We start from the raw sequence: 25,616 nt of genomic DNA on the forward strand, positions 1-25,616 counted from the left end.
CACGTTCGCCGCGATCGCCAGGTCCGATCAACATCACTCCCCAGAATATGGCGGGGAGCTGCACCCGTCCGCAAGCGCACGGTGTTTTTGGTTTTTGTGGCAGCCGACTGCCTATGAAAGACTACTCGTTAGGGAAGGTTGTCCGAGCGGCCGATGGAGCTGGTCTTGAAAACCAGTGTGCGGTGACCCCGTACCAAGAGTTCGAATCTCTTACCTTCCGCGGACAATGCCCCCGCCTCCTGCAGTTCATGCCGGAAGCGGGGGCATTTTTGCGCTGTGGCCGCGGCCGTTGCGGGCGGACTCGCGGTGCGGCCGTTGTGGCCGTTGCGGGGGCGGACTCGAGGCGGATGCAGCCTGGCGGGCAGATCAGGGCGGTTCCATCCCCGGCATTCGCCCTGATCTGCCCTGCAGCGGTCTATCGGCTGCCCTTGGCCAGGAGCACGGAGCCAGGAGCAGGGAGCCAGGAGAACGTCAGCCGGACCACCCCTGCGCCCGCAGCGCCTGGCGCACACGCACCAGCACCCACGCCTCACCGGTCGTGACATCTACGTTGTTGAGCACAAGTTGCCGCCACCCTGCGCTCATGGTGCGTTCGGCGCGAATGGCGTCCGCCTGCCGCTGGGCCGGCGTCAGGTGGTGTCCGCCGTCGTACTCAACCGCCAGCCTATACTCCGGGCACCCCAGATCCGCCCACAGAGGCATCCCCTGCGCGTCGATCAGGACGACATCCGGCTCGAAGGGCGGCAGCCCGGAACGGCCGAAGAGGAGGCGCAGCCGGGTCTCGGGCGCCGAATCGACGCCCGCCCGCACCAGGGCGAGCGCCTTCCGAAGCAGCGGAAGACCGGCCACGCAGCGTTGGCGCGCCAGGTAGCCCCTGAGCTCCGCCAAGGGAAGCTGTGCGGTCGCCGCATGCTGCCAGCGGGGATGCTCGCACACCAGACCGTCGGCAATGACCACGAGATCCTCCAGGGTCAGGTGGCCGGTTCCGGCCAGATCGAGCAGCGTGCGGGCCTCGCTCGTCACGGGTACTCCTGCACGCTGCACGATGTCCCCCGGGTCCAGGGCCGCCCGGTGGCCGATCACTCCCTTTCGGCGGGGTGCGGAGGACCCATTGCGGGTCAAATGCAGGAGACGGGCCGACGGCGGAAGGCTGGATCCTGACGGAAGGGGCATACGGAAGGCGTGAATCTGGGCCGCGGAATAGAAACTTACGACGTCCGGCGGGCCGAGCTGCGTGTAGGGCCGCGCACGGGCAAGCAGGGACTGCCCTTGGTTTGCTGGGACCCTGATGCCGCGGCTGGGCACATGGAGGTCCTGGGCCTTGATGCGTCCCGGCGGCAGGCCGTGGAGACGCGCCTCGCCGATCGTGAACGAAGCTGTCGACAGTGCGGGAGGCAGGGGTTTGGCCGTCGCCATTGGACCATTAGGCCACACGTGGAAGCAGTGCACTCCGGGTTATCCACAGGCGCGGCCCACCACGGGCGCCCGCACGGTACACGTTCTCCTGGCGGGCAGATCAGGGCGGATCCGGGCCAGGCATTCGCCCTGATCTGCCCGCCAGAGGCAGTTCTCAGTGCCCGCCAGAGGCAGCTCCCCTAGCCGGGCCCATTGAAACTGTCGGTGCCCCGTCATAGTCTCTCTGTGTCTCCACCACCCAGTCTTACCAGCCAGTCTCCACCCCATCCGAGTCCGGCGCCCGCACAACGACGCCCGGGCCGCCACAGAGAGCAGGAGCCCTCATGCCTACACCCGACCACTCCAACGGCGCACCGTGCTGGATCGACCTCATGACATCCGATGCCGAGAAGGCAAAGTCGTTCTACGGCGCGCTGTTCGGCTGGACGTACCAGACCGGCGACGAAGAAAAATACGGCGGCTACATCACTGCCTGGAAGGACGGCAAGTCCGTGGCCGGCCTCATGCAGAAGCAGGCGGATCAGGCCGCCTGGCCGGACATGTGGTCCACGTACCTGCGCTCGGAGGATGCCGCCGCCACTGTCAAGGCCGCGACGGAGCACGGCGGCCAGGTCTACATGCCGCCCATGGACGTCCCCGAGCAGGGCAGCATGGCCATGATCGCCGACGCCACCGGCGCGTCGGTCGGCGTATGGCAGCCGGCTGAAATGAAGGGCTATGAGCTGGCGGCGGAGCCCGGCGCCCCGGCCTGGCACGAGCTCCACACCAAGGACTACGCCGCCGCCGTCAAGTTCTATCAGGACGTGTTCGGCTGGGACACGGACGTCATGTCCGACACCCCGGAATTCCGCTACACCACACTGGGCGCAGGCCGGGCGGCCAAGGCCGGGATCATGGACGCCTCGGCCTACCTCCCCGCCGAGGTCCCGTCCAACTGGCAGGTCTACTTCGCCGTTGCGGACACCGACGCCACGATCGCACAGGCCCTCTCCCTGGGCGCCACGGTGATCGACGGCCCGGACGACACCCCGTTCGGCCGGCTCGCCACGCTGGCCGACCCCACCGGTGCCATGTTCAAGATCGTGGCTGACACCGGACAAGGCGATCAGCCCGCCACGGACGCCTAGCCGAGGGGTCCAGAGGGCCTCTCCCACCCAATTACAAAAATTGTTGTAAGAAATACCGGCCAGTCCCTTCCCCAAGGGCTACTGGCCGGTATTCTTCTGTGGAGCGTCCGGTGGAGGCACCCGAACACCGCTCACCTGCAACACCAGTCACCATTGCCCGGGGCTTTCGAGCCGCTCCGGGCAGGCTGCGGCACGTCTCGCTGGGGGACGTCCCGCCGAATGCACGTTTAATCCATACGTTGTTCATTCACCCCTGTTTGGATGGGCCCGGCACGACTTGACCAGGAGTTCAGGCCGGCCACTGTCCGCTGCACCCTGCGGACGCACTGCACCCTGCCCTTTACCCGGGGCACCCTAATGAGAGTTAGAGCGGATGAAACAGACACCCTGGAAAACAGTGCTTGGCACAGCCTTGTCGGCGGCGCTCATAGCGGCTCCGCTGGTGGCCGTGCCGGCTAACGCCGTGGAGGCCGCCCCGGCAGCAACCGGAACCTCACCGGTGGTCATCAACGAGGCATACCTCAGCGGCGGCAGCTCCGGCGCGGCCTTCAAAAACAAGTTCGTCGAGCTCTACAACGGCTCCGACCAGCCGGTCTCGCTGGAGGGCTGGTCCGTCCAGTACCGCTCCGCCACGGGGACCGGGGCGCCGAGCTCGGTGGCCGCCCTGACCGGGAGTATCCCCGCCAAGGGCTACTACCTGCTCAAGGGCGGCAGCAACGGCACCGCCGGCGCGGACCTGCCGGCCCCGGATGCCACCGCCACCGGTTTCAACCCCGCCGGGGGCGGCGGCACGATCGTGCTGGCCAGGCAGGCCGGCGCGCTCAACCCGTTGCCGACGGGCTCGGTGCTTGAACCGGCCAACGTCGCCGACGTGCTCGGCTACGGCACCTCCAACACGTTTGAGACCCAGGCGGCCGCTGCGCCGTCGGGCAACACCGACGTCAAGAGCCTGAACCGCAGCAACGGCGCGGACACCAATAACAACTTCGCTGACGCCACGCTCAACGCAGCCATCACGCCGAAGGCCGCCAACGGCGCCGCAGGACCTGTGGATCCGCCCGTGGACCCGGGCCCCGGCACTCCCCCGGCCGCCAAGACCATCGCCGAAATCCAGGGCAACGGCGCCGCAAGCCCGCTGGCAGGATCAGCGGTCACCACGCGCGGCAGGGTCACCGCCACGTTCCCCACCGGCGGCTTCGCCGGCTACTACGTCCAGACCCCCGGCACGGGCGGCGATCTCACCCCGGCCAACCACGCGGCGTCGGACGCCGTGTTCGTCTACTCGCCGTCCACGGTCGACACCGTCAGGATCGGCGACTACGTCGAACTCACCGGCGCAGTCAGCGAATTCTTCGGCATGACCCAGCTGAACGTCGCCGCGGCGGCCGATCTGAAGAAGCTCACCGAGGCGGCCCCCGAGGTCAAGGCCACCGGCTTCGCCCTCCCCGCCGACGAGGCCTTCCGTGAGGCCCTCGAAGGCATGCTGCTGACCCCGCAGGGTCCGGTCACCGTGGCGGACAACTTCTCGCTGAACCAGTACGGCGAGATCGGCCTGGCCGGCGGCACCACCGCGCTGGAACAGCCCACCGCCGTCGAGCCCTTCGGCTCCGTCGAATACACCGCCATGGTCGCGGCGAACGCCGCCCGCGGCATCAAGCTCGACGACGGCGCCACCACGAACTTCCTCAAGGACGCCGCCACCAAGGCCCAGGTGCTCCCGTACCTGACCACGGCCGATCACGTCCGGGTCGGCGCACCGGTGACGTTCAAGACCAACGTAGTGCTCAGCTACGCGAACAGCGCCTGGAAGTTCCAGCCCCTGACCCAGTTGACGGCCGCCAACGCGGACACCGTGCAGCCGGCAAGTTTCGGCGCCACCCGCGCGGACACCCCGGCCGCTGTGGGCGGCAACCTGAAGCTCGCCTCCTTCAATGTGCTCAACTACTTCCCCACCACCGGCGACCAGGTGGCGGGCTGCACCTTCTACGCTGACCGGGACGGCAACCCCATCACCGTCAAGGGCGGCTGCGACGTCCGCGGCGCCGCGAACGCGGAGAACCTGAAACGGCAGCAGGACAAGATTGTCGCCGCCATCTCCAAGTCCGGGGCCGACGTCGTCACCCTGATGGAGGTTGAAAACTCGGCCCAGTTCGGCAAGACCCGGGACGACGCGCTCGCCAAGCTGGTGGATGCGCTGAACATCGCCACACCGGGGATCTGGGACTACGTCCGCACCCCCGCCAACGCACCCCCGCTGGCCGACGAGGACATGATCCGCACCGCGTTCATCTACAAGGTGGCTGTTGCCGAACCAATCGGCGAATCCATCATCCACAACGACACGGTCGCTTTCGCCAGCGCCCGCAAGCCGATGGCCCAGGTCTTCAAGCCCGTGGGCGCCGCCGATGACAAGAAGTTCATCGCGATCGCCAACCACTTCAAGTCCAAGGGTTCCGCCGCCACACCGGAAGACACCGACAAGGGCCAGGGCGCCTCAAACCTCGCCCGCACCGCCCAGGCCAAGTCCCTGCTGGCGTTCTCCGACGAACTGCAGAAATCCAAGGGCACCGACAAGGTCTTCCTGATCGGCGACTTCAACTCCTACGCCAAGGAGGACCCGATCAACGTCCTCACGGGCGCCGGGTACGTCAACCAGGACGAGAAGGCGAAGAACGCCGACGGTTCCGCCAAGCATTCCTACCTCTTTGGTGGCCTCGTGGGCTCGCTGGACCACATCCTCGCATCGCCGGCGGCCAACGCCGCCGTCACCGGCGCGGACATCTGGAACATCAACTCGGTGGAGTCCGTGGCGCTGGAGTACAGCCGCTACAACAACAACGTCACCGACTACTACGCTCCAGACCAGTTCCGCGCCAGCGACCACGATCCGGTGGTGGTGGGGCTGGACTTGCCCGTCACCCCGGCCAGCGTTGAGCTGAACTTCCTGGGCATCAACGACTTCCACGGCCGGATCGATTCCAACACCGTGTTCTTCGCGGGGACCATCGAGAAGCTGCGTGCCGCGGTCGCCCCGGGCGCCACGGCGTTCATTTCGGCCGGCGACAACATCGGCGCCTCCCTGTTCGCCTCGGCGGTGGCCAAGGACCAGCCGACCATCGATGTGCTGAACGCCCTGGACCTGCGCACCTCTGCGGTGGGTAACCACGAGTTCGACGGCGGCTGGGCGGACCTGCGCGACCGCGTCACCGCCGGCGGGACCAACGCCAAGTTCCCGTACCTGGGCGCCAACGTCTATGCGAAGGGCACCACCACCCCGGTCCTGCCGGAGTACACGGTCCTGGATATGAACGGCGTCAAGGTCGCCGTGATCGGCACCGTCACGCAGGAAGTGCCCTCCCTGGTCACGCCGTCGGGCATCGCGGACCTTGAGTTCGGCGACCCCGTGGACGCCATCAACCGGGTCGCGGCGAAGATCAAGGCGGACAAACTCGCCGACATCATCATTGTGGAGAACCACGACGGCGCCGGATCAGGCGCGCCCGACGGCGCCACTTTGGAGCAGGAAATCGCCGCGGGCGGCCCCTTCGCCAAGATGGTCCAGAAGGTCACCCCGGATGTTGCCGCAATCTTCAACGGCCACACCCACAAGCAGTACTCCTGGGACGCGCCCGTCCTGGATCCGGCGGGCCAGCCCACCGGCAAGACCCGCCCGATCGTCCAGACCGGAAACTACGGCGAGTTCATCGGCCAGATCCAGCTGACCATCGACACCAAGACCATGTCGGTGACCGGGTACAAGGCCGGCAACGTCCAGCGCACCACCAGCGCCGCGCAACCGGCAGCCGACCTTGTGGCGCAGTACCCGCGGGTCGCAGCCGTCAAGACTATCGTGGACAAGGCCCTGGCCGACGCCGCCGTGATCGGCAACCAGCCGGTCGGCAAGGTCACCGCGGATATCACGACGGCGTTCGCCGGTTCCCCGGCCGTGCGCGATGACCGGGCCAGCGGGTCAACCCTCGGCAACCTGGTGGCGGACTCCCTCGTGGATGCGCTGAAGACGCCGGAACTCGGCGCCGCCGAAATCGGCGTCGTCAACCCGGGCGGTCTGCGCAATGAGCTGTACTACGCGCCCGACGGCACCATCACGTACGCCGAGGCCAACGCCGTGCTGCCGTTCGTGAACAATCTGTGGACCACGTCCCTTACCGGTGCGCAGTTCAAGACCCTGCTCGAGCAGCAGTGGCAGACCAACACGGACGGCACGGTCCCCAGCCGCGCGTACCAGCAGCTGGGCCTGTCCAAGAACGTGAACTACACCTACGACGCCGCCCGCGCCGCCGGTGACCGGATCACCTCGATCCGGGTCAACGGTGCAGTGATTGACCCGGCGAAGTCCTACCGGATCGGGACGTTCAACTTCCTGGCCACCGGTGGCGACAACTTCCGTATCTTCAAGGAAGGCGCAGGCGCCAAGGACTCCGGGCTCGTGGACCGCGATGCGTGGATCACGTACCTGCAGACCCACAACCCGGTCTCGCCCGACTTCGCCCGCCGCTCCGTGGCCGTGGTGAACACGACGGCGGCCGAGGTCAAGGGCGGGGAGGCCATCACCCTGGCGGTTTCGAAGCTGGACCTGACCTCGCTGGGCAGCCCGGTGAATGCCTCGCTGCGCGCCGAGTTCACGGATGCTGCCGGCACCGTGACACCCCTTGGCACGGCACCGGTAACCGCCGGCGCCGCCACAGTGGACGTGCAGGTTCCGACCGGCGCCGCCGCCGGCGCGGGCACCCTGGTGCTCACCGCCGTCGAATCCGGCACCGTGGTGAAGGTGGACGTGAAGGTCGCAGCCAGCGTCCCCGTGCCGCCGAAGTGCATTCCTCCGGTCAAGCCGACGGGGCCCGCGGACGTGGTGGGCCAGGTGAACTACGGGACAGCCATGGCCGCCTACCAAAAGTGCCTCAAGGGCTGATGCCTTAGCCCGGGCTTCCTGGTCCCACACCACGGCACATGCCCATCCCTGGCCCGCAGCACTGGACACAAGCACCAAGAGTCCACTGCCCGGCCCCACTGGAGGACATGCCCAATTTTCGGAAGCGGGCGCGCCAGAGGGCATGCCCATTATTGAGGGCGGGCGAGGACGGGCTAGGGGGCCAGGATGTCGCGGGCGATCTCGTCGGCGTCGCGCAGTGTGCGTTGGCCGCTGCGGTAGACCGGGCCCGACTTCGGCCGGGCCTCAGCGGCGATGGCCGTGCCCCATTGCGTGGCGGAGAGCTGAAGCCCCAGCACGTAGAGTCCCGGTGTCATGGACCCGTTGGCACCCAGCGGCCGATACGGATGCGGGACGACGTCCATCCCGGAGGTCTCCACCGGGGTCCCCTCCACGGTCATCATGAGGCGCGGCCGCACCAACCCCTCGGCGAGCAGCTGTTCCAGCAGAGGCGAGGAATTGACGGCCACCCGGTTCGCCGGTGCCAGCGCCTCGATCATCGCCGTCGCAGACACCGCGCCCGCCACGGCGTTCCCGGCCCGCGCCCTCACCGTGCCCGCGCTCCGCACAGCGGCGCTCGGCACGCCAGCGCTGCCAGCGCCAACAGCGCCCACGCCAACCGGGCCAACCGAGCCAGCGCCCACGCCGACACGGTCCAGTCCGGCACCAAACGTGCCGACATCCTCCGATTCATCGCCAAGGCCTTCATCGGTTCCGCCGCCCACCCAGGGCGATGCCGCAGTGAACGTCCGGGCCCGGCGGTCCACGCCGAATTTGGGGTCCGGGCCCACGAAGCGTACGACTCCTGCCCGCGCCAGTGCCGCGAGCTGCGCAGCGCGCAGCGCCGGCGGTCCGCTCGCCAGGCCTTCCACGAAGGATTCGAACCAGCCGCGGAGGCCGGCGACCCAGGATTCGTCCGTGATGCCGCTGTCGGCCACAGCGGTCTTGAGCACCGCCCGGCCGTGGTGCAGCGCGCCGATCGCCATCTTCACGGGGTCGTCCTCGCCGAGCGCAGAGCGTCGGGCGTCGTCGAGCAGGTAGTCGACGACGGCGGCGTCCAGTTCAGCCCGGGAGTCAAACGGCCGCCCGGCCAGGGGCGCCGCGAGACCGAGCAGGTTCAGGCGGTGGGTTGCCCGGACATGGACGGCAATCACCGATTCCGTGGCGTGCTCCCACTTCGCGGTCGAATGCGCATGCGGCCGCAGGGATTCGTCCAGGGCGCGCAGGAACTCCCCGGGGCCGGTCAGGATGGCATCGGGCTGCGAGCGCGCGAGCGTCGAGTAGTAGGCCCAGATCGCGTCCCGGTGCAGGAGCGGCCAGAGGTCGAAGTCGAATGAGGGCCGGATTCCGGAGTCGGCGAACTTCGCGATCGCGTGCTCGGTGCAGTACCGCAGCTGGACCGCGTCCGGGTAGTAGCCGGTGAGTGTCGCCTTCGCCCGGTAGGGGGTCCCGCGGCGCGAGGCGGCGATGATGAGCGGTTCGCGGCCGGAGGGCAGATACGCCAGTTCACCGTTGCTCTCCCCGGCAACGAACCGGCCGCCGCGACCTTCGGTCAGCTGTCCCATCACGTCGAAGAAGTTCAGGCCCATGCCGCGCACCAGGACAGGTTTTCCGGCCGGCACCACGGCCCAGTCGACGTCGGCGGGCGCCGCCGGCGGGACGTACAGGAGTCCGAGTTCCCCCGCCGCGGAGAGCAGCTCCCGCTGTTCGGCGTTCAGCCGCGCGTCGAGATGGCCCATGGCCAGCACCACAGAGTCGACGGTAAGCACCGTGCCGCCGTCGAGCACGACGTCGAACCGCACCGACGGTCCCTCCGGGGCTTCCGGGGCCGCCGGATCGACCGGTTCGGCGGCGGCGTGGCGGACGGACGTTGCCGTCGCCGGGTGGAAGTCCACGCTGACGCCGGCGGGCAGGACGGTGAGCAGTTCCTCGAGGGTGGACCGCAGATAACGGCCGTACAAGGCCCGGCTGGGGAAGTCCGCCTCGCCGAGCCCGGACACCTCGGTGCGTTCCTCGTCAGTAAGTGCTGGATGCGGGTGGCCCTGCTGGAGTTCCCGCCACTGGTCGAACGTGCACCCGGCCAGAGGAGGCGCGAGCTCCGGATCCTCAGGGACCACCGTGGGATAGAAGGATTGCGTGTTCATCAGGTACAGCCGCGACTGTCCGGGCTGCCAGACATGCCCGGGCCCCGCCGGGTAAGGGTCGATCACGTCGATGTGCAGGGTTCCCGCGGAGCCGGCGGAGGCCCAGTTGGCGAGGAGACGTTCCAGCACGCTCGTGCCCCGGGGACCGGCGCCTATCACTGCCGTCCGGATTCTTCGCGATATGCCCACGGCATCCAGCGTATCGGCAACCCGGGCGCCGGTTGGACGCCCGCGTGACTTGCCACTGCCGCACCGATGTTCTTGGATGGAAAAATGACCACCACAGAAGCTGACCACCCGTCCGCGTCCGGCCAAGCCAGCGGCGCCCTCCCGGTTGCAGGGACGTCCCCCGAACCCGTCGACGAGAACATCTGGCTGGAGGACATCTACGGCCAGGAGCAGCTGGCGTGGGTCCGTGAACAGAACGCCCGCACCGAGGAACTCCTCGAGGACGCCGACTACGCCGACCTGGAAGGCAGGATCCTGGAGGTCCTCGACTCCACCGACCGGATCCCCATGGTGGGCAAGCACGGCGAGTGGTACTACAACTTCTGGAAGGACCGGGACAACCCCAAGGGCCTGTGGCGGCGAACCAGCTGGGACAGCTACCGGGCCGGGACTCCCGAGTGGGATGTCCTGCTGGATGTCGACGCCCTCGCCGCCGCCGAGGGCCAGGACTGGGTCTTCCACGGGGCCAATTTCCTCCGCCCGGCCCCGGGTGAGCCCCACCGGCGGGCCCTGCTGGCCTTCTCCCCCGACGGCGGGGACGCGAACCGCCACCGGGAGTTCGACGTCGAGGCCCGCGGCTTCGTGGACCCGGCCGACGGCGGCTTCGACCTCCCGACCGGCAAGGGCAATGCCTCCTGGCTGGACGGGGACACCTTGCTGGTCGCCACTACCGCCCAGGACCTGCCGCGGACCACCTCGTCCTATGCCCGGACCGGGGTGAAGCTGCGCCGCGGCGACTCCCTGGCGGAGGCCGAGCAGATTTTCGACATTCCCGAGGACCACATGATGGCGATCGTGGCCCACGACTCCACTCCGGGCTTCGAACGCACGTTTGCCGTCGACTGGATCAGTTTCTTCGAGAAGAACACCTCCGTGCTGCGCGATGGTCAGTGGGTGCAGATCGACGTGCCCGCAGACGTGAACCTGAGCTCGCACCGCGAATGGCTGCTGTTCCGCCCGCAGCGTGACTGGACCGTCAACGGCACCACCCACCCGGCGGGTTCCCTGCTCGCGGCCGGGTTCGAGGACTTCCTCGCCGGCTCCCGGGAGCTCGCCGTGCTCTTCACGCCCGATCCGCACACCTCCCTGCAGTCCTGGAGCTGGACGCGGGACTTCCTGCTGCTGAACCTGCTCCGGGACGTGTCCTCGGAAATCCACGTCCTGGATCCGCGACGCCCGGGGACGGACGCCGCGTGGGAGGCCACCGTGCTGGATGCCTGCCCGCCCCTGCACGACGTCAACGCCTTCGCGGTGGATGACGAAGACGACGCCGAAGGCTCGGACGACGACGGCACCGGCGGCACCGCCTCGGTGGCCGAGGGCGAGGCGCCGGGCGCAGGGAACGACTTCTGGCTCGTGGCCACCGGTTTCACGACGCCCACCACCCTGACCCGAGGGACGCTCGCACGGGGCAATAGCTCCCTGACCAGCACGCACGAGGTGATCCGGACCTCGCCGTCGTTCTTCACCGAGGCCGACTACGAAGTCCAGCAGCACTTCGCGGTCTCCAGCGACGGAACGAAGATTCCTTACTTCCAGGTGGCCGCCAAAGACCTGGTGCTGGACGGCCAGAACCCCACCCAGCTTTCCGGCTACGGCGGCTTTGAGATTTCGCGGACTCCGGCGTACAGCGGCGCGATCGGCCGGGCATGGCTGGAGCGGCGTACCGCGGAGTCCGGCGGGGCCGAGGGTGAGGCCCCGCACCGCCGCGGCGGTGTCTACGTGGTGGCGAACATCCGCGGCGGCGGCGAGTACGGGCCGGCCTGGCACCGCGCGGCGTTGCAGGGCAACCGCCACCGCGCCTATGAAGACTTCGCTGCCGTGGCGAAGGACCTGATCTCCCGCGGTGTCACTTCCCGGGAGCGGCTCGGCTGCGTGGGCGGCTCCAATGGCGGGCTGCTGGTGGGCAACATGCTCACGCAGTACCCGGAGCTGTTCGGTGCCGTGTCCTGCGGGGTTCCGCTCCTGGACATGCGCCGGTACACCAAACTTTCCGCGGGCTATTCCTGGATTGGCGAATACGGCGACCCTGACGTGCCGGAGCAGTGGGAGTTCCTGAAGACGTTCTCCCCGTACCACCAGCTCAAGGACGGCGTGGACTACCCGGAGACGTTTATCTGGACGGCGACCTCCGATGACCGGGTGGGCCCGGTCCAGGCCCGGAAGATGGCGGCCCGCATGCAGGCCATGGGCATCCCCAATGTCTGGTTCCACGAAGCCCTCGAGGGCGGCCACGCGGGGGCCTCGGACAACCGGCAGGCTGCGGCCCTGCAGAGCCGCAGCCAGCATTTCCTGTGGCGGGCGCTGGCCGGCCAGGAGGCCTGATGCCGCACCCCCGAAAGCGGTAAGCCACGCGGGGCCACTTCGCGCCCATCCGGTGCCCCAATTATTGGCCGGAAGTGACCCCGCGATGTCCCCGGCGGGCCGTTTTGCACTGCGTGGCACCTTCTGCGTATCCTTGGTTGGCTAGTTAATAGCAATTGGAGACGTGCCAGAGCGGCCGAATGGGCTTCACTGCTAATGAAGTGTGGGGCACAACTCCACCGGGGGTTCAAATCCCCCCGTCTCCGCGTTTGGCCCCGGTCCTCGGACCGGGGCCTTTTGCGTACCCGGCACATGGCGGCCCGGGGCCTGGGCCTGCCCGCAGGGCCTGCCCGCAGGGCCTGCCCGCGCCGGGCCTGCTCCCGGGCAGATCAGGGCGGATCGGCGTCGTTCATCCGCCCTGATCTGCACCCGTGACGCCGGGGCAGCGCTGCGACGGCACCGTCTGCAGCAATCCGCTCCCGTCCGGTGGTCGGACGCCTCGCGCCCAGCGGCGGATCCGGATGGCAGGATGGGCCCATGTCGAGCAACAAGGAATTTGACGCCATCATCGTCGGCGGCGGCCACAACGGCCTGGCCGCGGCCGCGTACCTGGCCAAGGCCGGACGTGAGGTCCTGGTCCTGGAAAAGCTGGAGCACCCCGGCGGCGCCGCGGTGTCCGAGCACGCGTTCGACGGCGTCGACGCCCGCCTCTCGCGCTACTCGTACCTCGTCAGCCTCCTGCCCCAGCAGATCATCGATGACCTCGGCCTGCGCATCACGCTGGCTCGGCGGCGCTATTCCTCCTACACCCCGGACCCTGCGGACGGCAGCCGGGCCCTTCTGGTGGACAACGGGGACGAGGCCGCCACTGCGGCGTCCTTCGCCGCCGTCGGCGCGCCCGACGGCGAGTTCCGCGCCTTCACCGCGTTCTACGCCGCCTGCCGGCAGCTCACTGAAGCCCTCTGGCCCACCATGACCTCGCCGCTGCTGCCGCGATCCGTTGCGCGTTCCCTCGCCGCCCGGGCCGGCGCCGCCGAAGCATGGGAGGCCATGATCGAACATCCCATCGGGCACGCCATCAGCAAGAATTTGGGCAGCGACCTGGTCCGCGGCGTGGTCCTGACGGATGCGCTGATCGGGACGTTCGCGCGGGCCGACGACGAGGACCTGCAGCAAAACATCTGCTTCCTCTACCACCTGATCGGCGGCGGGACCGGCGACTGGGACGTGCCGGTCGGCGGCATGGGCGCGGTGTCCGGCGAGCTGGAGCGGGCCGCCCGCGACGCCGGCGCGACCATCCTGACTTCCGCGGACGTCACGGCGGTCCGGCCCGGCGGCGTCGTGGACTACCGCCACGGCGGCCAGGACCATACGGTAACCGCCGCGTGGGTCCTGTCCAATGTGGCGCCGGCCGTCCTGAACCGGCTGCGCAGCCGGCTGCGCGACCGGCCTGCCGAGGGCGTCGCTGCCGCTGGCATTTCAGCGGGCGCCACGGGCGCTGCCGGCAACCCGAACCATCGCCGCGAGGGCGCCCAGGTCAAGGTCAACCTGCTGCTCAAACGCCTCCCGGAGCTGCTGGACGGATCCGTCAGCCCGGAGGCCGCCTTCGGCGGGACGTTCCACATCAACGAGACGTGGTCACAGCTCGACGCCGCCTACCGCACCGCCGCCGCCGGGTCCGTGCCCTCGCCGCTGCCGTGCGAAATCTACTGCCATTCGCTGACCGACCCCAGCATCCTGTCCCCGGAACTGCAGGCCGCCGGCGCCCAGACGCTGACCGTCTTTGGCCTGCACGTCCCGCACCGGCTGGTCACGGCCGAGAATAACGAGGACCGCCGCGCCGAGCTGCAGGCGGCCGTCCTGGCCTCCCTGAACTCCGTCCTGGCCGAGCCGATTGAGGATCTGCTCCTGACGGATCCGGAGGGGAGGCCCTGCATCGAAACCAAGACCACCCTGGACATTGAACGCGCCGTCGGCATGCCCCGGGGCAACATCTTCCACGGCGGCCTCGACTGGCCGTTCGTGGAGGACGGCGAACCGCTGGACACCCCGGCGCGCCGCTGGGGCGTGGCGACGGACGATCCGCAGATCCTGCTCTGCGGTTCCGGCGCCCGCCGCGGCGGCGCCGTCAGTGCCATCGGCGGCCACAACGCCGCCATGGCCGTGTTGGAATCGGAACCGCCCCTCCGCAATGGGTGAACCGGAACTCGGAGAACCGCGCATGAAAGCCTCGTCGCGTGGCGTCCCGGCCGGGGGCAGCTGGAGCCCGCGGCTGGCGCTCTTAGTGGCTGCGACGTTCTTCATGGAATTCCTCGACGGGACCGTCCTGACCACGGCCATACCCAGTATCGCCGCGGATTTCGACGTGCCCGCCGCCGACGTCAACATCACCCTGACGGCCTACCTGATGACGGTGGCGATGGGCATCCCGCTCAGCGGCTGGCTCGCGGAGCGGCTCGGTGCCCGCCGGGTGTTCTGTCTCGCCATCGCAATCTTCACAGCGGCGTCGCTACTCTGCGCGCTCAGCCAGGACCTGACCATGCTGACCCTGAGCCGTGTCCTGCAGGGTGCGGGCGGCGCCATGATGGTCCCTGTCGGCACGCTGGTGGTGCTCCGCGGAACGCCGAAGAAGGAGTTGCTGCGGGCCACCGCCTTTCTGGTGTGGCCCGGGCTGCTGGCCCCGGTCCTTGCCCCGCTCGTGGGCGGAGCGCTCACCACGTATCTGTCCTGGCACTGGATCTTCCTGGTCAACCTCCCCCTGGGCCTGGCGGCGTTCCTGGCCGCGCTGCACCTGGTTCCCGCAGTGGGCGGCGACAGCACGCGGCGCCTCGACTGGCTCGGCCTGGTCCTCACCACGCTCGGGGTGGGGTCCCTGCTCATTGGTCTGGAACTGATCGGCGGCCGCGACGCCGGGCTGCTGGCGGCCGCGGGGATCGTAGTGGGCCTGCTGTTTCTGACCGCAGCCGCGGCCTGGATGCGACGGACCAGCACGCCACTGTTCAACCTGTCCGTCTTCGGCGCACGGACGTTCCGCGCAACAGCGACGGGAGGGTTTGTGTACCGCCTGACCATCAGCGCCGTGCCGTTCCTGCTGCCGCTGATGTTCCAGGCCGGCTTCGGCTGGGACCCGTTGCGCGCCGGGGCGATGGTGTCCGCCGTGTTCGTGGGGAACATCGGAATTAAGCCCGCTACGACGCCCCTGATCCGGCGCTTCGGTTTCAAACCCGTTCTGGTGTTCGCGTCGCTGGCCTCGGCGGCCACTTTTGCGCTGTGCGCACTGCTCGAGGCCGGTACGCCGGAGCCGCTGATTGTCGCTGTGCTGGTGGCCAGCGGAGCGTTCCGCTCGATCGGGTTCTCGGCCTACGCTTCCGTCCAGTACGCCGACGTCGCCCCGGGCCAACTGCCGTCCGCCAATGCCGTCTCCGCCACGCTCGTGCAGCTCTCCACCGCGGCCGGGATCGCTGTCGGGGCGCTCCTGCTGCGGGTCTTCGAGGCAAGCAGCCACGGCGCAGGAACCATCGGTGTCGCCGTGGGTCTTGCCGCCGGCGATCCGGCGGCGCCGTACCGGGCAGCATTCGTGGCCATCGCGGTCCTGATGCTCCTGAGCACGCTGGACAGCCTGGCCCTCCCCCGCCACGCCGGCGCGGAGGTCAGCCGGCCTGGCCCAGCACCAGCGGCAGAACGGCGCCGGCGCCGGCGAGCCTGAGGGCCCGCCCGGAGATGGTCAGGGTCCAGCGGCTGTCCACGAGGTCGTCCACCAGCATGACGCTCTGGCCACGGATTCCAGCCAGGGCGTCCTCCAGCTCCGGTCCCACCACCAGGCGGTCCCAGACGCCGGCGAGCCGGTAGGCACTGTTCCCGCCGCGGCCGCCGGTGGGTCCGCCGTGATTGAGCTGCAGCTGGCCGAGATACGGGATGCGGCCGATCTCGGAGATCCCGCGGGCCAGGGAGTCCACCAGCAGCGGCTTCCCGCGGGAGGGCAGGCTGATGATCGCGGCCGGCCGGCCGGCCCCGCTCCAGCCCGGGGACCGGGCATCTCCCGCGCCCCATTCCCGGAGCACCTGAACGCAGGCCTGCAGCATGCCGGGGTCTACGGCCCGGTCGGGTGCACCGGCGGCGAAGGCCTCGCGCAGGGCCCCGCCCCAGCCGAGGTCCGTCAGTCGCGCCAGCACCCGGCCGTCGGCGAGCGCTTCGTCCGGCTTGATCTTGCCCTTGACGGGCACACCCAGGCGGTCCATTCCGCTGGGCCACTGCAGCCGCGGTTCAAGGACGACGCCGGCCCGGCGAAGGGTCTGCCCGGCGGTCTCCGTGGCGTCCTCGGCGATGTCGGCCCGGAACCAGCGGCCCGCGCAGTTGTCGCAGCGGCCGCAGGCGCGGGCTGTTTCGTCGTCCAGTACCGAGGTGATGTATTCCATTCGGCAGCCCGCGGTGTCCTGGTAGATGACCATCGAGTCCTGTTCATCCACCCGGGCCTCGGCGATCCGGCTGTACCGCTCGGCGTCGTAGTTCCACGGCTGTCCCGTGGAGCGCCAGCCGCCGCCGACGCGTTCGACGGCGCCGTCCACGGCCAGGACCTTCAACAACAGCTCCAGCGGGGTGCGGCGCAGGTCCACCCGGGCCTCGAGCGCCACTGTGGAGACCGCCGTTCCGGCCTCGGCGAGGGCTGTCAGGACGGCGGCAGCCTTTTCCTCGGACGGCATAGACGCGGTGGCAAAGTACTGCCAGATGTCGCGGTCCTCCGAACCGGGCAGCAGCAGGACATCGGCGTTCGCCGCGCCACGCCCGGCGCGGCCCACCTGCTGGTAATACGCCACCGGCGAGGACGGCGCGCCAAGGTGCACCACGAAGCCGAGGTCCGGCTTGTCGAAGCCCATGCCGAGCGCGGACGTGGCCACGAGCGCCTTGACCTGGTTGTCCTTAAGGAGCTGCTCGGCGCGTTCCCGGTCCGCGGGGTCCGTGCGGCCGGTGTAGGCGAGCACCTCATGCCCCGCTTCGGCCAAGAGGCGGGCAGTGTCCTCGGCCGCCGACACCGTGAGCGTGTAAATGATGCCGCTGCCCTGCAAATCCTGCAGGTGGGTCAACAGCCAGCCCAGCCGTTCGCGGGAATCGGGCAGGGTCAGGACACCCAGCCGGAGCGAATCCCGGCCCAGGGCGCCCCTGATGGTGAGCACGTCCTTCCCGAGCTGCTCCTCGATGTCATGCACCACCCGGGAATTGGCCGTGGCGGTGGTGGCGAGCACCGGGACGGTGTCCGGCAGCTGTGTGATGAGGTCCGCGATGCGCCGGTAGTCGGGGCGGAAGTCGTGGCCCCAGTCCGAGATGCAGTGGGCCTCGTCAACCACCAGCAGCCCGGTCCGGCGCACGAGCTCGGGGAGCTGGTTTTCCCGGAAGGACGGGTTGGTGAGGCGTTCTGGCGAGACCAGCAGGACGTCCACTTCATCGGCGGCGAGCTGCTCGCGGACGGTGTCCCACTCCAACTGGTTCGCGGAGTTGATGGCGACCGCCCGCACCCCGGCCCGCGCCGCGGCGGCGACCTGGTCACGCATGAGCGCCAGGAGCGGGGAGACGATCAGGGTGGGGCCGGCGCCGCGGCGGCGCAGCAGCAGGGAGGCGACGAAATACACGGCCGACTTCCCCCAGCCGGTGCGCTGCACCACCAGCGCCCGCCTGCCGCCGTCGACCAGGGCCTCAATGGCCTCGAACTGGCCGTCATGGAACTCCGCACCAGGGTGGCCCACGAGCTCCCGCAGCACAGTCTGGGCCTGTTCCCGGGTCGAGGCCGTGGTGTCGGCGAGGGCGGTGCTGGAAAGGGCGTTCTGGTTACTGGCCATTGCTTCAGTATCCCAGCCCCCTCCGACAGCCATGAAGCCGGGGCCCGCTATGTGCACATCCCAGCCTGTGGACAAGCGTGCGGACACAGGTCACGGCGTCAGCGCCGCAACGTAAGATAAGACGCGTGACTACGGACAAGACAAAGACTTTTGACCTCTCGACCTCGTTCAAGGCCTATGACGTGCGCGGAATCGTGGGGCAATCCATTACCGCGGAAATCGTCGAAGCCGTCGGTGCTGCCTTCGTCGACGTCCTGGAACTCTCGGGGCAGACCGTACTGGTGGGCGGGGACATGCGCCCCTCCTCCCCCGAGTTCGCCAAAGCCTTCGCCAACGGCGCAGCCACCCGCGGCGCCAACGTCCAGCTGCTGGACCTGATCTCCACCGACGAGCTCTACTACGCCTGCGGCGCCCTCAACGCCGCCGGCGCCACGTTCACCGCGAGCCACAACCCGGCCGAATACAACGGCATCAAGATGGCCAAGGCCGGCGCCGTGCCGATCTCCTCCGAAACCGGGCTCATGGAAATCCAAGCCCGCGCCGAGGAATACCTCAACGCCGGCACCATCCCCGCGGCCGGCAGCATTGGCCTCATTGGCGTGCAGGACGTCCTCAAGGGCTATTCGGAGTACCTGCGCGGCCTGGTGGACCTGCGCGGTTCACGGCCGCTGAAGGTTGTGGTCGATGCCGGCAACGGCATGGCCGGCCTCACCACCCCGGCCGTGCTTGGCGATGCCCTGCTGCCCAAGCTCCCCCTGGAGATCGTGCCGCTGTACTTCGAGCTCGACGGATCTTTCCCGAACCACCCGGCCAACCCGCTGGAGCCGGAAAACCTGCGCGACCTGCAGGCCGCCGTCCTCGAGCATGGCGCGGACATCGGCCTGGCGTTCGACGGCGACGCCGACCGCTGCTTCGTGATCGACGAAAAGGGCGAGCCCGTCTCGCCGTCGGCCATCACGGGCATGGTGGCCCGCCGCGAAATCGCCCGCGCGCAGGGCATCGGCGAAGACACGCCCACCGTCATCCACAACCTGCTGACCTCCCGCGCGGTTCCGGAACTCGTGGAGCGCCTCGGCGGCCGCCCCGTCCGTACCCGCGTGGGGCACTCCTTCATCAAGGCCGTCATGGCCGCGGAAGGAGCCATCTTCGGCGGGGAACACTCGGCCCACTTCTACTTCCGCGACTTCTGGAACGCGGACACCGGCATGTTGGCCGCCATGCACGTCCTGGCCGCCCTGGGCGAGCAGGACGGCCCGCTCTCCGAGCTCGGCCGCGAATACGAGCCGTACCAGTCATCCGGCGAGATCAATTCGGAAATCGAGGACAAGGCCGCCGCGGTCGAGCGGGTCCGCAAGGATTTCCACGACGACGACGTCGAGGTCGACTACCTCGACGGCAGCACCTTTATCGCCGCCGACGGCAGCTACTGGTTCAACCTGCGCCCGTCCAACACCGAGCCGTTCCTGCGCCTCAACGTCGAAGCCGCGGACACCGCCACTATGGAACGCGTCCGCGACCGCGTCCTGGCGCTGGTCCGGGGCTAGCCGTGGCCGCACACCCCGAAGAGTCCTCGAACACCGGTTCCTGGCGCGAGTCCGTGCCGGACGCCAGCGCCACGGACCTGGAGAACCTGCTGGGGACCGGCGTCGGCGCCGCGCAGGAGCAGCTGGAACGCAACGGCGGCTTCCTGCCGTTCGCCCTGGTGGTGCAGAACGACGGCGAGGTCCGGCTGGTTGCTGTGACCCCCGCGAACGCGAGCGACGGATCGGAAGGCGACTTCGACGCGGACGCCATGATCCGGGACCTCCATGAGCTGCTCCGGCAGCACCGGGAGGAGTTCCGGGCCGCCGCCGTCGTCTGTGACATCACGCTGCTCGAGGAAGACTCGGACGCCATTCACGTTGCGGCAGAGCACCAGGACGGCTCCTTGTTCGCCGCGGTCCTGCCCTACGCCGCGAACGCCGGGACGCACGAACTCGAATTTGGCCAGCTGGCCGCCGATACCAACGAGCCCGCCGTCTGGGTGGACTAGACCTCCCTTAGGCTGGGGATATGAAGATCAATGCGTTCGCCGATGTGAGCCTGCGCGCTTTGCTGGTGCTCGCGGCCGCTCCGGACGGCGGGCTCCTGACCACCCAGAGCATCGCCGACGCCGTCGGCACCCCGTACAACCACGTCAGCAAGGCGATGGCGAAGCTGCGCGCACTGGGCCTGATCGACGTCGAACGCGGCCGCAACGGCGGTTCCCGGCTGAGCAGCGCCGGCCGGACCGCCACGGTGGGCCAGCTGCTGAGGCAACTCGACACCCGTCTGGACCCGGCCGACTGCATCGCCTCGGGCGGCACGTGCCCGCTCATCACCGAATGCCGCCTCCGGGCCGCGCTTGCCCGGGCCCGCGAAGCCTTTTATAGCGAACTCGACGGGATTGTGATCGCCTCGCTGCCGACCTCACGGCAGATGACACCGGTGTTCGAGGCGATCGGGCTGCGGCCCGGGCTGTAGGATGCACTCAGGTCCTCGGCCGCCCGGCCTGCCCAGCAGCAGCACCGACTGCCCGACACGCCCGAAAAACACCCGATTTGCGTCGCTCTTCTACGGCATGTAGAAATAAGGCATAAATACACGCATTTGAAATGACAGTATTTACATCGCGGTCCGGTTGAAGACCCCCGGGCCACTATCTCAGGAGTCAACATGCTCTCGGACAAGTCCTTCCCCGTCATCGAGGCCACCCTGCCGCTCGTCGGTTCCCGGATCGGGGAGATCACCCCCAAGTTTTATGCACGCCTCTTCGCCGCCCACCCGGAACTGCTGGACGGGCTCTTCAGCCGCTCGAACCAGGGCAACGGCAACCAGCAGCAGGCCCTGGCCGGAAGCATCGCCGCTTTCGCGAGCCACCTGGTCAGCAACCCGGGGACCTTGCCGGAGACGGTGCTGTCCCGCATCGCGCACCGCCACGCTTCCCTCGGCATCACGGAACCGCAGTACCAGGTGGTCTACGAGCACCTCTTCGCGGCCATCGCCGACGACCTGGCACTGGTTATCACCCCGGAAATCGCCGAGGCCTGGACCGAGGTCTACTGGCTCATGGCGGACGCGCTGATCAAGCTCGAGAAGGGCCTCTACGCCGCCCAGGCCAACGGCAAGATGTGGAGCCCCTGGAAGGTCGCCGCCAAGACCCCCGCCGGCACCGGCTCCATCACCTTCACCCTGGAACCGGCCGACGACACCCCCATCACCGCTGCCCTCCCCGGCCAGTACGTCAGCGTCAAGGTCACCGTTGCGGACGGGCTCCGCCAGGTCCGCCAGTATTCCCTCTCCGGCGACGCCGGCACCAGCCGCAGCTTCACCACCAAGCTCGACGACGGCGGCGAGGTCTCCCCCGTGCTGCACAACAGCGTCGAGGTCGGCGACATCATCGAAATCTCCAACCCCTACGGCGAAATCACGCTCAAGGAGGGCGACGGCCCCGTGGTCCTGGCCTCGGCCGGCATCGGCTGCACGCCCACGGCGTCCATTCTGCGCTCCCTGGCCGAGTCCGGCTCGGACCGCCAGGTCCTGGTCCTGCACGCCGAAAGCACCCTGGACAGCTGGGCGCTGCGCTCCCAGATGACGGACGACGTCGCACGCCTCGACGGCGCCGACCTGCAGCTCTGGCTGGAGGAACCGCAGGCCGGCTCGAACGCAGGTTTCATGTCCCTGCGCGAGGTGGACCTCCCGGCCAACGCCTCGCTGTACCTGTGCGGTCCGCTGCCGTTCATGAAGAACATCCGCAACGAGGCCATCAACGCCGGCATCCCGGCCACGAAGATCCACTACGAGGTCTTCGGCCCGGACATCTGGCTCGCCAGCTAAACTACTCATCGACGGCGGCCCCGCACCTTTCGCAACAAAGGTGCGGGGCCGCCGTCGTGGTTCACCTGACAAAGCAGCCCGGCCGGGCTCACCCCGCGGCGGGCGCCCCGGTGATCGCATGGCCGAAGCGCAGGAGATTGCCGGGGTCATACGTGGCCTTCGCGGACCGCATCCGCTCGTAGACCGCAGGAGACCACGCCCTGGCCCGGTCGGCCTCGTCGCCCGGCTCGCCATGGAAATTGACCAGCGTGTATCCGGTTGAGTGGGGAGCCATCGCGGCAAGGATCCCGCGTATGGAGGCCGCCACTGCCTCCGCAATGGGCGGCACCTTGAATCCGACGAGGAACAGCAGGAAGGCCGCGTCCCGCCCCGACACCGCATCCGGCACTGCGTCTGGCATAGCCCCCGGCCGGGACAGTGCAGGCCGGGACAGTGCCCCACCGAGCGGCCGGATCTCCACCAGCAGCAGCGGGCAGTCCGAACCGTCCCCGGTGAGCTCGAGCAGGTCCGCAACAGTCTCGTCGCCGAAATCCTTCAGGAGCGCTCCGCCTTCAGTGAAGGGCAGCGGGTCCGCGGGGTCCATGTGGATCTGGTCGACGTCGAGGTAGCTCATGGGCCCGGCCGTGTCCATCAATGGAGTCGAGACCGCGCGCATCGGGGCAAGCAGCGCGTCGCCGTCCTCGCGGTTCCCCAGGAAGGCAAAGCGCAGGTGCACGACGAACTGGTTCCGCAGCGGTTCGGGTACGAAGTCCATGTCCGGAAGACGCAGCAGGGAGACCGATGGCGAGGCGTCGTCGGGCAGGGTGGGCAGCCATTGACGGAAGGCAGCCAGGATCGTGGCCGCATCTGCCCCGGGATAGATGATGCCGCCCCCATAGAACTCACTGACCGGAAAGAGGCTGAACTCGAGTGCGGTCACGATCCCGAAGTTGCCTTTGCCCCCGCGCATCAGTGAAAACAGCTCGGCTTCGGCGTCGGCGTCGATCCGCCGCAGCGCGCCGTCGGCGGTGACGATGTCCATGCTGCGGACGTGGTCCGCCGCGAAGCCGTGGGCGCGGCCGAGGACGGGCAGCCCGCCACCCACTGTGTACCCGACGACGCCCACATCGGTACTCGAGCCGTGCAATCCGACTAATCCGTGCGGCACGCTCGCCTCCAGGACGGTGCGCCACTTCACTCCGGCGCCGACGCGTGCGGTGCGTCCAACCGGATCGATCTGCAGGTCCTGCAGGCGCCGCGTGTTGATGAGCAGGCCGCCATCGATCGCTGAATCGGCGCCGTGCCCGGTGGACTGGACGGACACGGGAATCCGGTGTTCTGCCGCCCATTTCACCGCGGCTGCGACGTCCTGGGCATCTGCGGCGCCAAGAACGACGTCGGGCCGGTGCACCGTTGCGACGTTGAAGGCGAAGGTCTCCTCCGCGAATTCGGGGCTGCCCGGCAGCACGACCGGGCCGCCGACCGCCCTGGACAAGGCATGGATGTCGTCGTTGACAAGCATGTTGCACTCCTGAAATCTCGCTGGCCGCGAGCATGTCGGGGGCGCGGCTGCACCCGCCCGGAATGCCTCCCAGCGCCCTCTCCAGTCGGCGGCCGGCCCGGCTGATGGAATGCGGACAAGCCTAGGGGCGTGCTCGGATGCGGCCTAGGGACCTAAGTCCCGGCGGGACCCGCAACAGGAAACGGCGGCCCCGCACCTTTGAAAGGTGCGGGGCCGCCGTCGTTGTCGCTGAGTGCCGGCTGCTACTGCTGAACGGCCATGCGGGCCTTCAGGCCGTCCAGCTCGGCCTGCAGTGCCTCGGGCAGCGAGCTGCCGAAGTTCGCGAACCAATCCTCGATGGAGGCCAGCTCGGTGGCCCACTCGGCCGGATCAACCCGGACGGCTTCTTCAACCTGGGCGGGCGTCATGTCCAGGCCGGTGAGGTCGATTGCGTCAGCGGTGGGGACGAACCCGATGGGGGTCTCCACGGCGTCGGCCTTGCCCTCGAGGCGTTCGATGGCCCACTTCAGGACACGGGAGTTGTCCCCGAAGCCGGGCCAGGCGAAGCCGCCCTCGGAATTGCGGCGGAACCAGTTGACCAGGAAGATCTTGGGCAGGCGCTCCGGGTTGGCCTTGGCGGACAGGTTAACCCAGTGGTTCAGGTAATCGCCTGCGTCGTAGCCGATGAAGGGCAGCATCGCCATCGGATCCCGGCGGACAACGCCGACGGCACCGGCAGCCGCGGCTGTGGTCTCGGAGGACAGCGTGGAGCCCATGAAGATGCCGTTGGACCAGCTGCGCGCCTCGGTGACCAGCGGGATGGTGGTCTTGCGGCGCCCGCCGAACAGGATCGCGGAAAGCTCCACACCGTCCGGGTTGTAGTACTCCTCGGCCAGCATGTCGATCTGGTCGATCGGCGTGCAGAACCGGGAGTTCGGGTGGGCAGCGGGCTTGTCCGAATCGGGCGTCCAGGAGTTACCCTGCCAGTCGGTCAGGTGTGCGGGCACTTCCTCGGTCATGCCCTCCCACCACACGCCGCCGTCGTCCGTGAGGGCGACGTTGGTGAAGATGCTGTGGCCCTTGGCGATGGCGCGCATCGCGTTGGGGTTGGTGCCCCAGCCGGTGCCCGGAGCCACGCCGAACAGGCCGGCCTCAGGGTTGACGGCGCGGAGCTCGCCTTCCTTGCCGAACCGCATCCAGGTGATGTCGTCACCGAGGGTTTCGACCTTCCAGCCCTCGATGGTCGGATCCAGCAGGGCGAGGTTGGTCTTGCCGCAGGCCGACGGGAAGGCCGCGGAGACGTAGTAGTTCTTCTTCTCCGGCGAGGTCAGCTTGAGAATGAGCATGTGCTCGGCAAGCCAGCCTTCGTCCCGTGCCATCACCGAGGCGATGCGCAGCGCGTAGCACTTCTTGCCGAGCAGGGCGTTGCCGCCGTAGCCGGAGCCGAAGGACCAGATGGAGCGCTCCTCCGGGAAGTGGACAATCCACTTGTCCGGGTTGCACGGCCACGGGACATCAACCTGGCCGGGGGCCAGCGGGGCGCCCAGGGAGTGCAGGGCGGGGACGAAGAACGCGTTGGTAGCGGTGATCTTGTCCAGAACCTTGGTGCCGATAGTGGCCATGATGCGCATGGAGGCGACAACGTAGGCACTGTCGGTGATTTCGACGCCGAACTTGGGGTCCTCGGCGTCGAGGTGGCCCATCACGAAGGGGATCACGTACATGGTGCGGCCGCGCATGGAGCCGGCGAACAGGCCGCGCAGCTTTTCCTTCATCTGCGCCGGGGCCATCCAGTTGTTGGTGAAGCCTGCGTCGTGTTCCTTCTCGGAGCAGATGAAGGTCTGCTCTTCGACGCGGGCCACGTCGGCGGGGTCAGAGAACGCCGCGAAGGACTTGGGGAAGAGGTCCTCGTTCAGCCGGGTCAGGGTGCCTGCGGCCACGAGCTCGTCAGTGAGCCGCGTGTTCTCCGCTTCCGACCCGTCAACCCAGTAGATCCGGTCCGGCTGAGTCAGTTCAGCCACCTCTTCTACCCATGCCAGCAGACCGGCATGTGTGGTGGGTGCTTTTTCAAGCAACGGCAGTCGCGCCAGATCTCCCATTACGGTTCCCTTCCTCGGGTTCAGTGGTGTGTCCTAAATGCTAGGGCTCGGCAGGGTGCCCATTTCGGGCCCGGACATGGGATGACCAAGCCGGCTCAAATCAAAAACCGCGGAAATTCAAGGAAGTAGCCAGCCGCCAGGCACCCGTTTAGTGACTAAGGTCACATAGACCGGTCTAGTCGGC

General features: G+C 68.5%; 14 protein-coding genes and 2 tRNA genes. 11 read left to right on the top strand and 5 right to left on the bottom strand.

The genetic code is table 11. The features are described 5' to 3' along the window. Nucleotides 1-132: 132 nt before the first annotated feature. Nucleotides 133-220: transfer RNA gene (locus MRBLAR12_RS21285), tRNA-Ser, on the top strand. 251 nt (nucleotides 221-471) lie between these two features. On the opposite strand, the gene MRBLAR12_RS21290 is transcribed toward MRBLAR12_RS21285, so the two are convergent. Beyond that, nucleotides 472-1,416 (bottom strand): endonuclease domain-containing protein, encoded by a 945-nt coding sequence (locus MRBLAR12_RS21290; RefSeq protein ID WP_364748210.1) that lies wholly within the window; start codon nucleotides 1,414-1,416, stop codon nucleotides 472-474. Between the two features lie 323 nt (nucleotides 1,417-1,739). On the opposite strand from MRBLAR12_RS21290, the gene MRBLAR12_RS21295 reads away from it, so the two are divergent. Both MRBLAR12_RS21295 and MRBLAR12_RS21300 read left to right on the top strand, forming a co-directional pair. Next, nucleotides 1,740-2,543: a VOC family protein gene (locus MRBLAR12_RS21295; protein ID WP_364748212.1), complete on the top strand. Its 804-nt coding sequence runs from the start codon at nucleotides 1,740-1,742 to the stop codon at nucleotides 2,541-2,543. 373 nt (nucleotides 2,544-2,916) lie between these two features. Further along, on the top strand, nucleotides 2,917-7,473 hold the full coding sequence (locus MRBLAR12_RS21300; protein ID WP_364748215.1) for an ExeM/NucH family extracellular endonuclease: 4,557 nt from the start codon (nucleotides 2,917-2,919) through the stop codon (nucleotides 7,471-7,473). Nucleotides 7,474-7,646: 173 nt separating this feature from the next. Here MRBLAR12_RS21300 and MRBLAR12_RS21305 read toward each other — a convergent pair whose 3' ends face one another. Continuing rightward, entirely contained in the window at nucleotides 7,647-9,824 is a 2,178-nt protein-coding gene (locus MRBLAR12_RS21305; RefSeq protein ID WP_364748218.1) for an FAD/NAD(P)-binding protein, read from the bottom strand. Nucleotides 9,825-9,908: 84 nt separating this feature from the next. Between MRBLAR12_RS21305 and MRBLAR12_RS21310 the strand changes: the two genes are divergently transcribed. The 4 genes from MRBLAR12_RS21310 to MRBLAR12_RS21325 all read left to right on the top strand — a co-directional run bounded on the left by MRBLAR12_RS21310 (nucleotide 9,909) and on the right by MRBLAR12_RS21325 (nucleotide 15,873). Continuing rightward, nucleotides 9,909-12,188: a prolyl oligopeptidase family serine peptidase gene (locus tag MRBLAR12_RS21310; RefSeq protein ID WP_364748221.1), complete on the top strand. Its 2,280-nt coding sequence runs from the start codon at nucleotides 9,909-9,911 to the stop codon at nucleotides 12,186-12,188. Between the two features lie 157 nt (nucleotides 12,189-12,345). Further along, nucleotides 12,346-12,433 (top strand) — tRNA-Ser (locus MRBLAR12_RS21315). Between the two features lie 271 nt (nucleotides 12,434-12,704). After that, nucleotides 12,705-14,366 (top strand): phytoene desaturase family protein, encoded by a 1,662-nt coding sequence (locus tag MRBLAR12_RS21320; protein ID WP_364748223.1) that lies wholly within the window; start codon nucleotides 12,705-12,707, stop codon nucleotides 14,364-14,366. Nucleotides 14,367-14,388: 22 nt separating this feature from the next. Continuing rightward, nucleotides 14,389-15,873 carry an MFS transporter gene (locus MRBLAR12_RS21325; protein WP_364748226.1) on the top strand — a complete coding sequence of 495 codons (1,485 nt, stop codon included), beginning with the start codon at nucleotides 14,389-14,391 and terminating at the stop codon, nucleotides 15,871-15,873. On the opposite strand, the gene MRBLAR12_RS21330 is transcribed toward MRBLAR12_RS21325, so the two are convergent. Further along, nucleotides 15,818-17,998, bottom strand: coding sequence for a RecQ family ATP-dependent DNA helicase (locus tag MRBLAR12_RS21330; RefSeq protein WP_364748229.1), 2,181 nt, complete (start codon nucleotides 17,996-17,998; stop codon nucleotides 15,818-15,820). The two genes, MRBLAR12_RS21325 and MRBLAR12_RS21330, sit on opposite strands and share 56 nt — an antisense overlap. 125 nt (nucleotides 17,999-18,123) lie before the next feature. Here MRBLAR12_RS21330 and MRBLAR12_RS21335 point away from each other — a divergent pair, with 125 nt between their 5' ends. From MRBLAR12_RS21335 to MRBLAR12_RS21350, 4 genes are all read left to right on the top strand, one after another. Next, on the top strand, nucleotides 18,124-19,542 hold the full coding sequence (locus tag MRBLAR12_RS21335) for a phosphomannomutase/phosphoglucomutase (protein WP_229992732.1): 1,419 nt from the start codon (nucleotides 18,124-18,126) through the stop codon (nucleotides 19,540-19,542). A 2-nt stretch (nucleotides 19,543-19,544) separates the two neighbouring features. Further along, nucleotides 19,545-20,030, top strand: coding sequence for a hypothetical protein (locus MRBLAR12_RS21340; RefSeq protein ID WP_364748232.1), 486 nt, complete (start codon nucleotides 19,545-19,547; stop codon nucleotides 20,028-20,030). Nucleotides 20,031-20,050: 20 nt separating this feature from the next. Beyond that, nucleotides 20,051-20,500 carry an RrF2 family transcriptional regulator gene (locus MRBLAR12_RS21345; protein ID WP_229992730.1) on the top strand — a complete coding sequence of 150 codons (450 nt, stop codon included), beginning with the start codon at nucleotides 20,051-20,053 and terminating at the stop codon, nucleotides 20,498-20,500. A gap of 192 nt (nucleotides 20,501-20,692) precedes the next feature. Further along, a complete protein-coding gene (locus tag MRBLAR12_RS21350) occupies nucleotides 20,693-21,853 on the top strand; it encodes a globin domain-containing protein (RefSeq protein WP_364748236.1) in 1,161 nt (386 codons plus the stop codon). Between the two features lie 88 nt (nucleotides 21,854-21,941). Here MRBLAR12_RS21350 and MRBLAR12_RS21355 read toward each other — a convergent pair whose 3' ends face one another. Further along, nucleotides 21,942-23,354, bottom strand: a complete 1,413-nt coding sequence (locus MRBLAR12_RS21355; RefSeq protein WP_364748239.1) for an FAD-binding oxidoreductase — start codon at nucleotides 23,352-23,354, stop codon at nucleotides 21,942-21,944. A 242-nt stretch (nucleotides 23,355-23,596) separates the two neighbouring features. Continuing rightward, the gene (locus MRBLAR12_RS21360) at nucleotides 23,597-25,432 is read right to left on the bottom strand and encodes a phosphoenolpyruvate carboxykinase (GTP) (RefSeq protein ID WP_229992727.1); all 1,836 of its coding nucleotides are present in this window, start codon (nucleotides 25,430-25,432) and stop codon (nucleotides 23,597-23,599) included. Between the last annotated feature and the right edge of the window lie 184 nt (nucleotides 25,433-25,616).

Source organism: Arthrobacter sp. LAR12-1-1.1 (genome assembly GCF_040676555.1).
GTDB lineage: Bacteria > Actinomycetota > Actinomycetes > Actinomycetales > Micrococcaceae > Arthrobacter.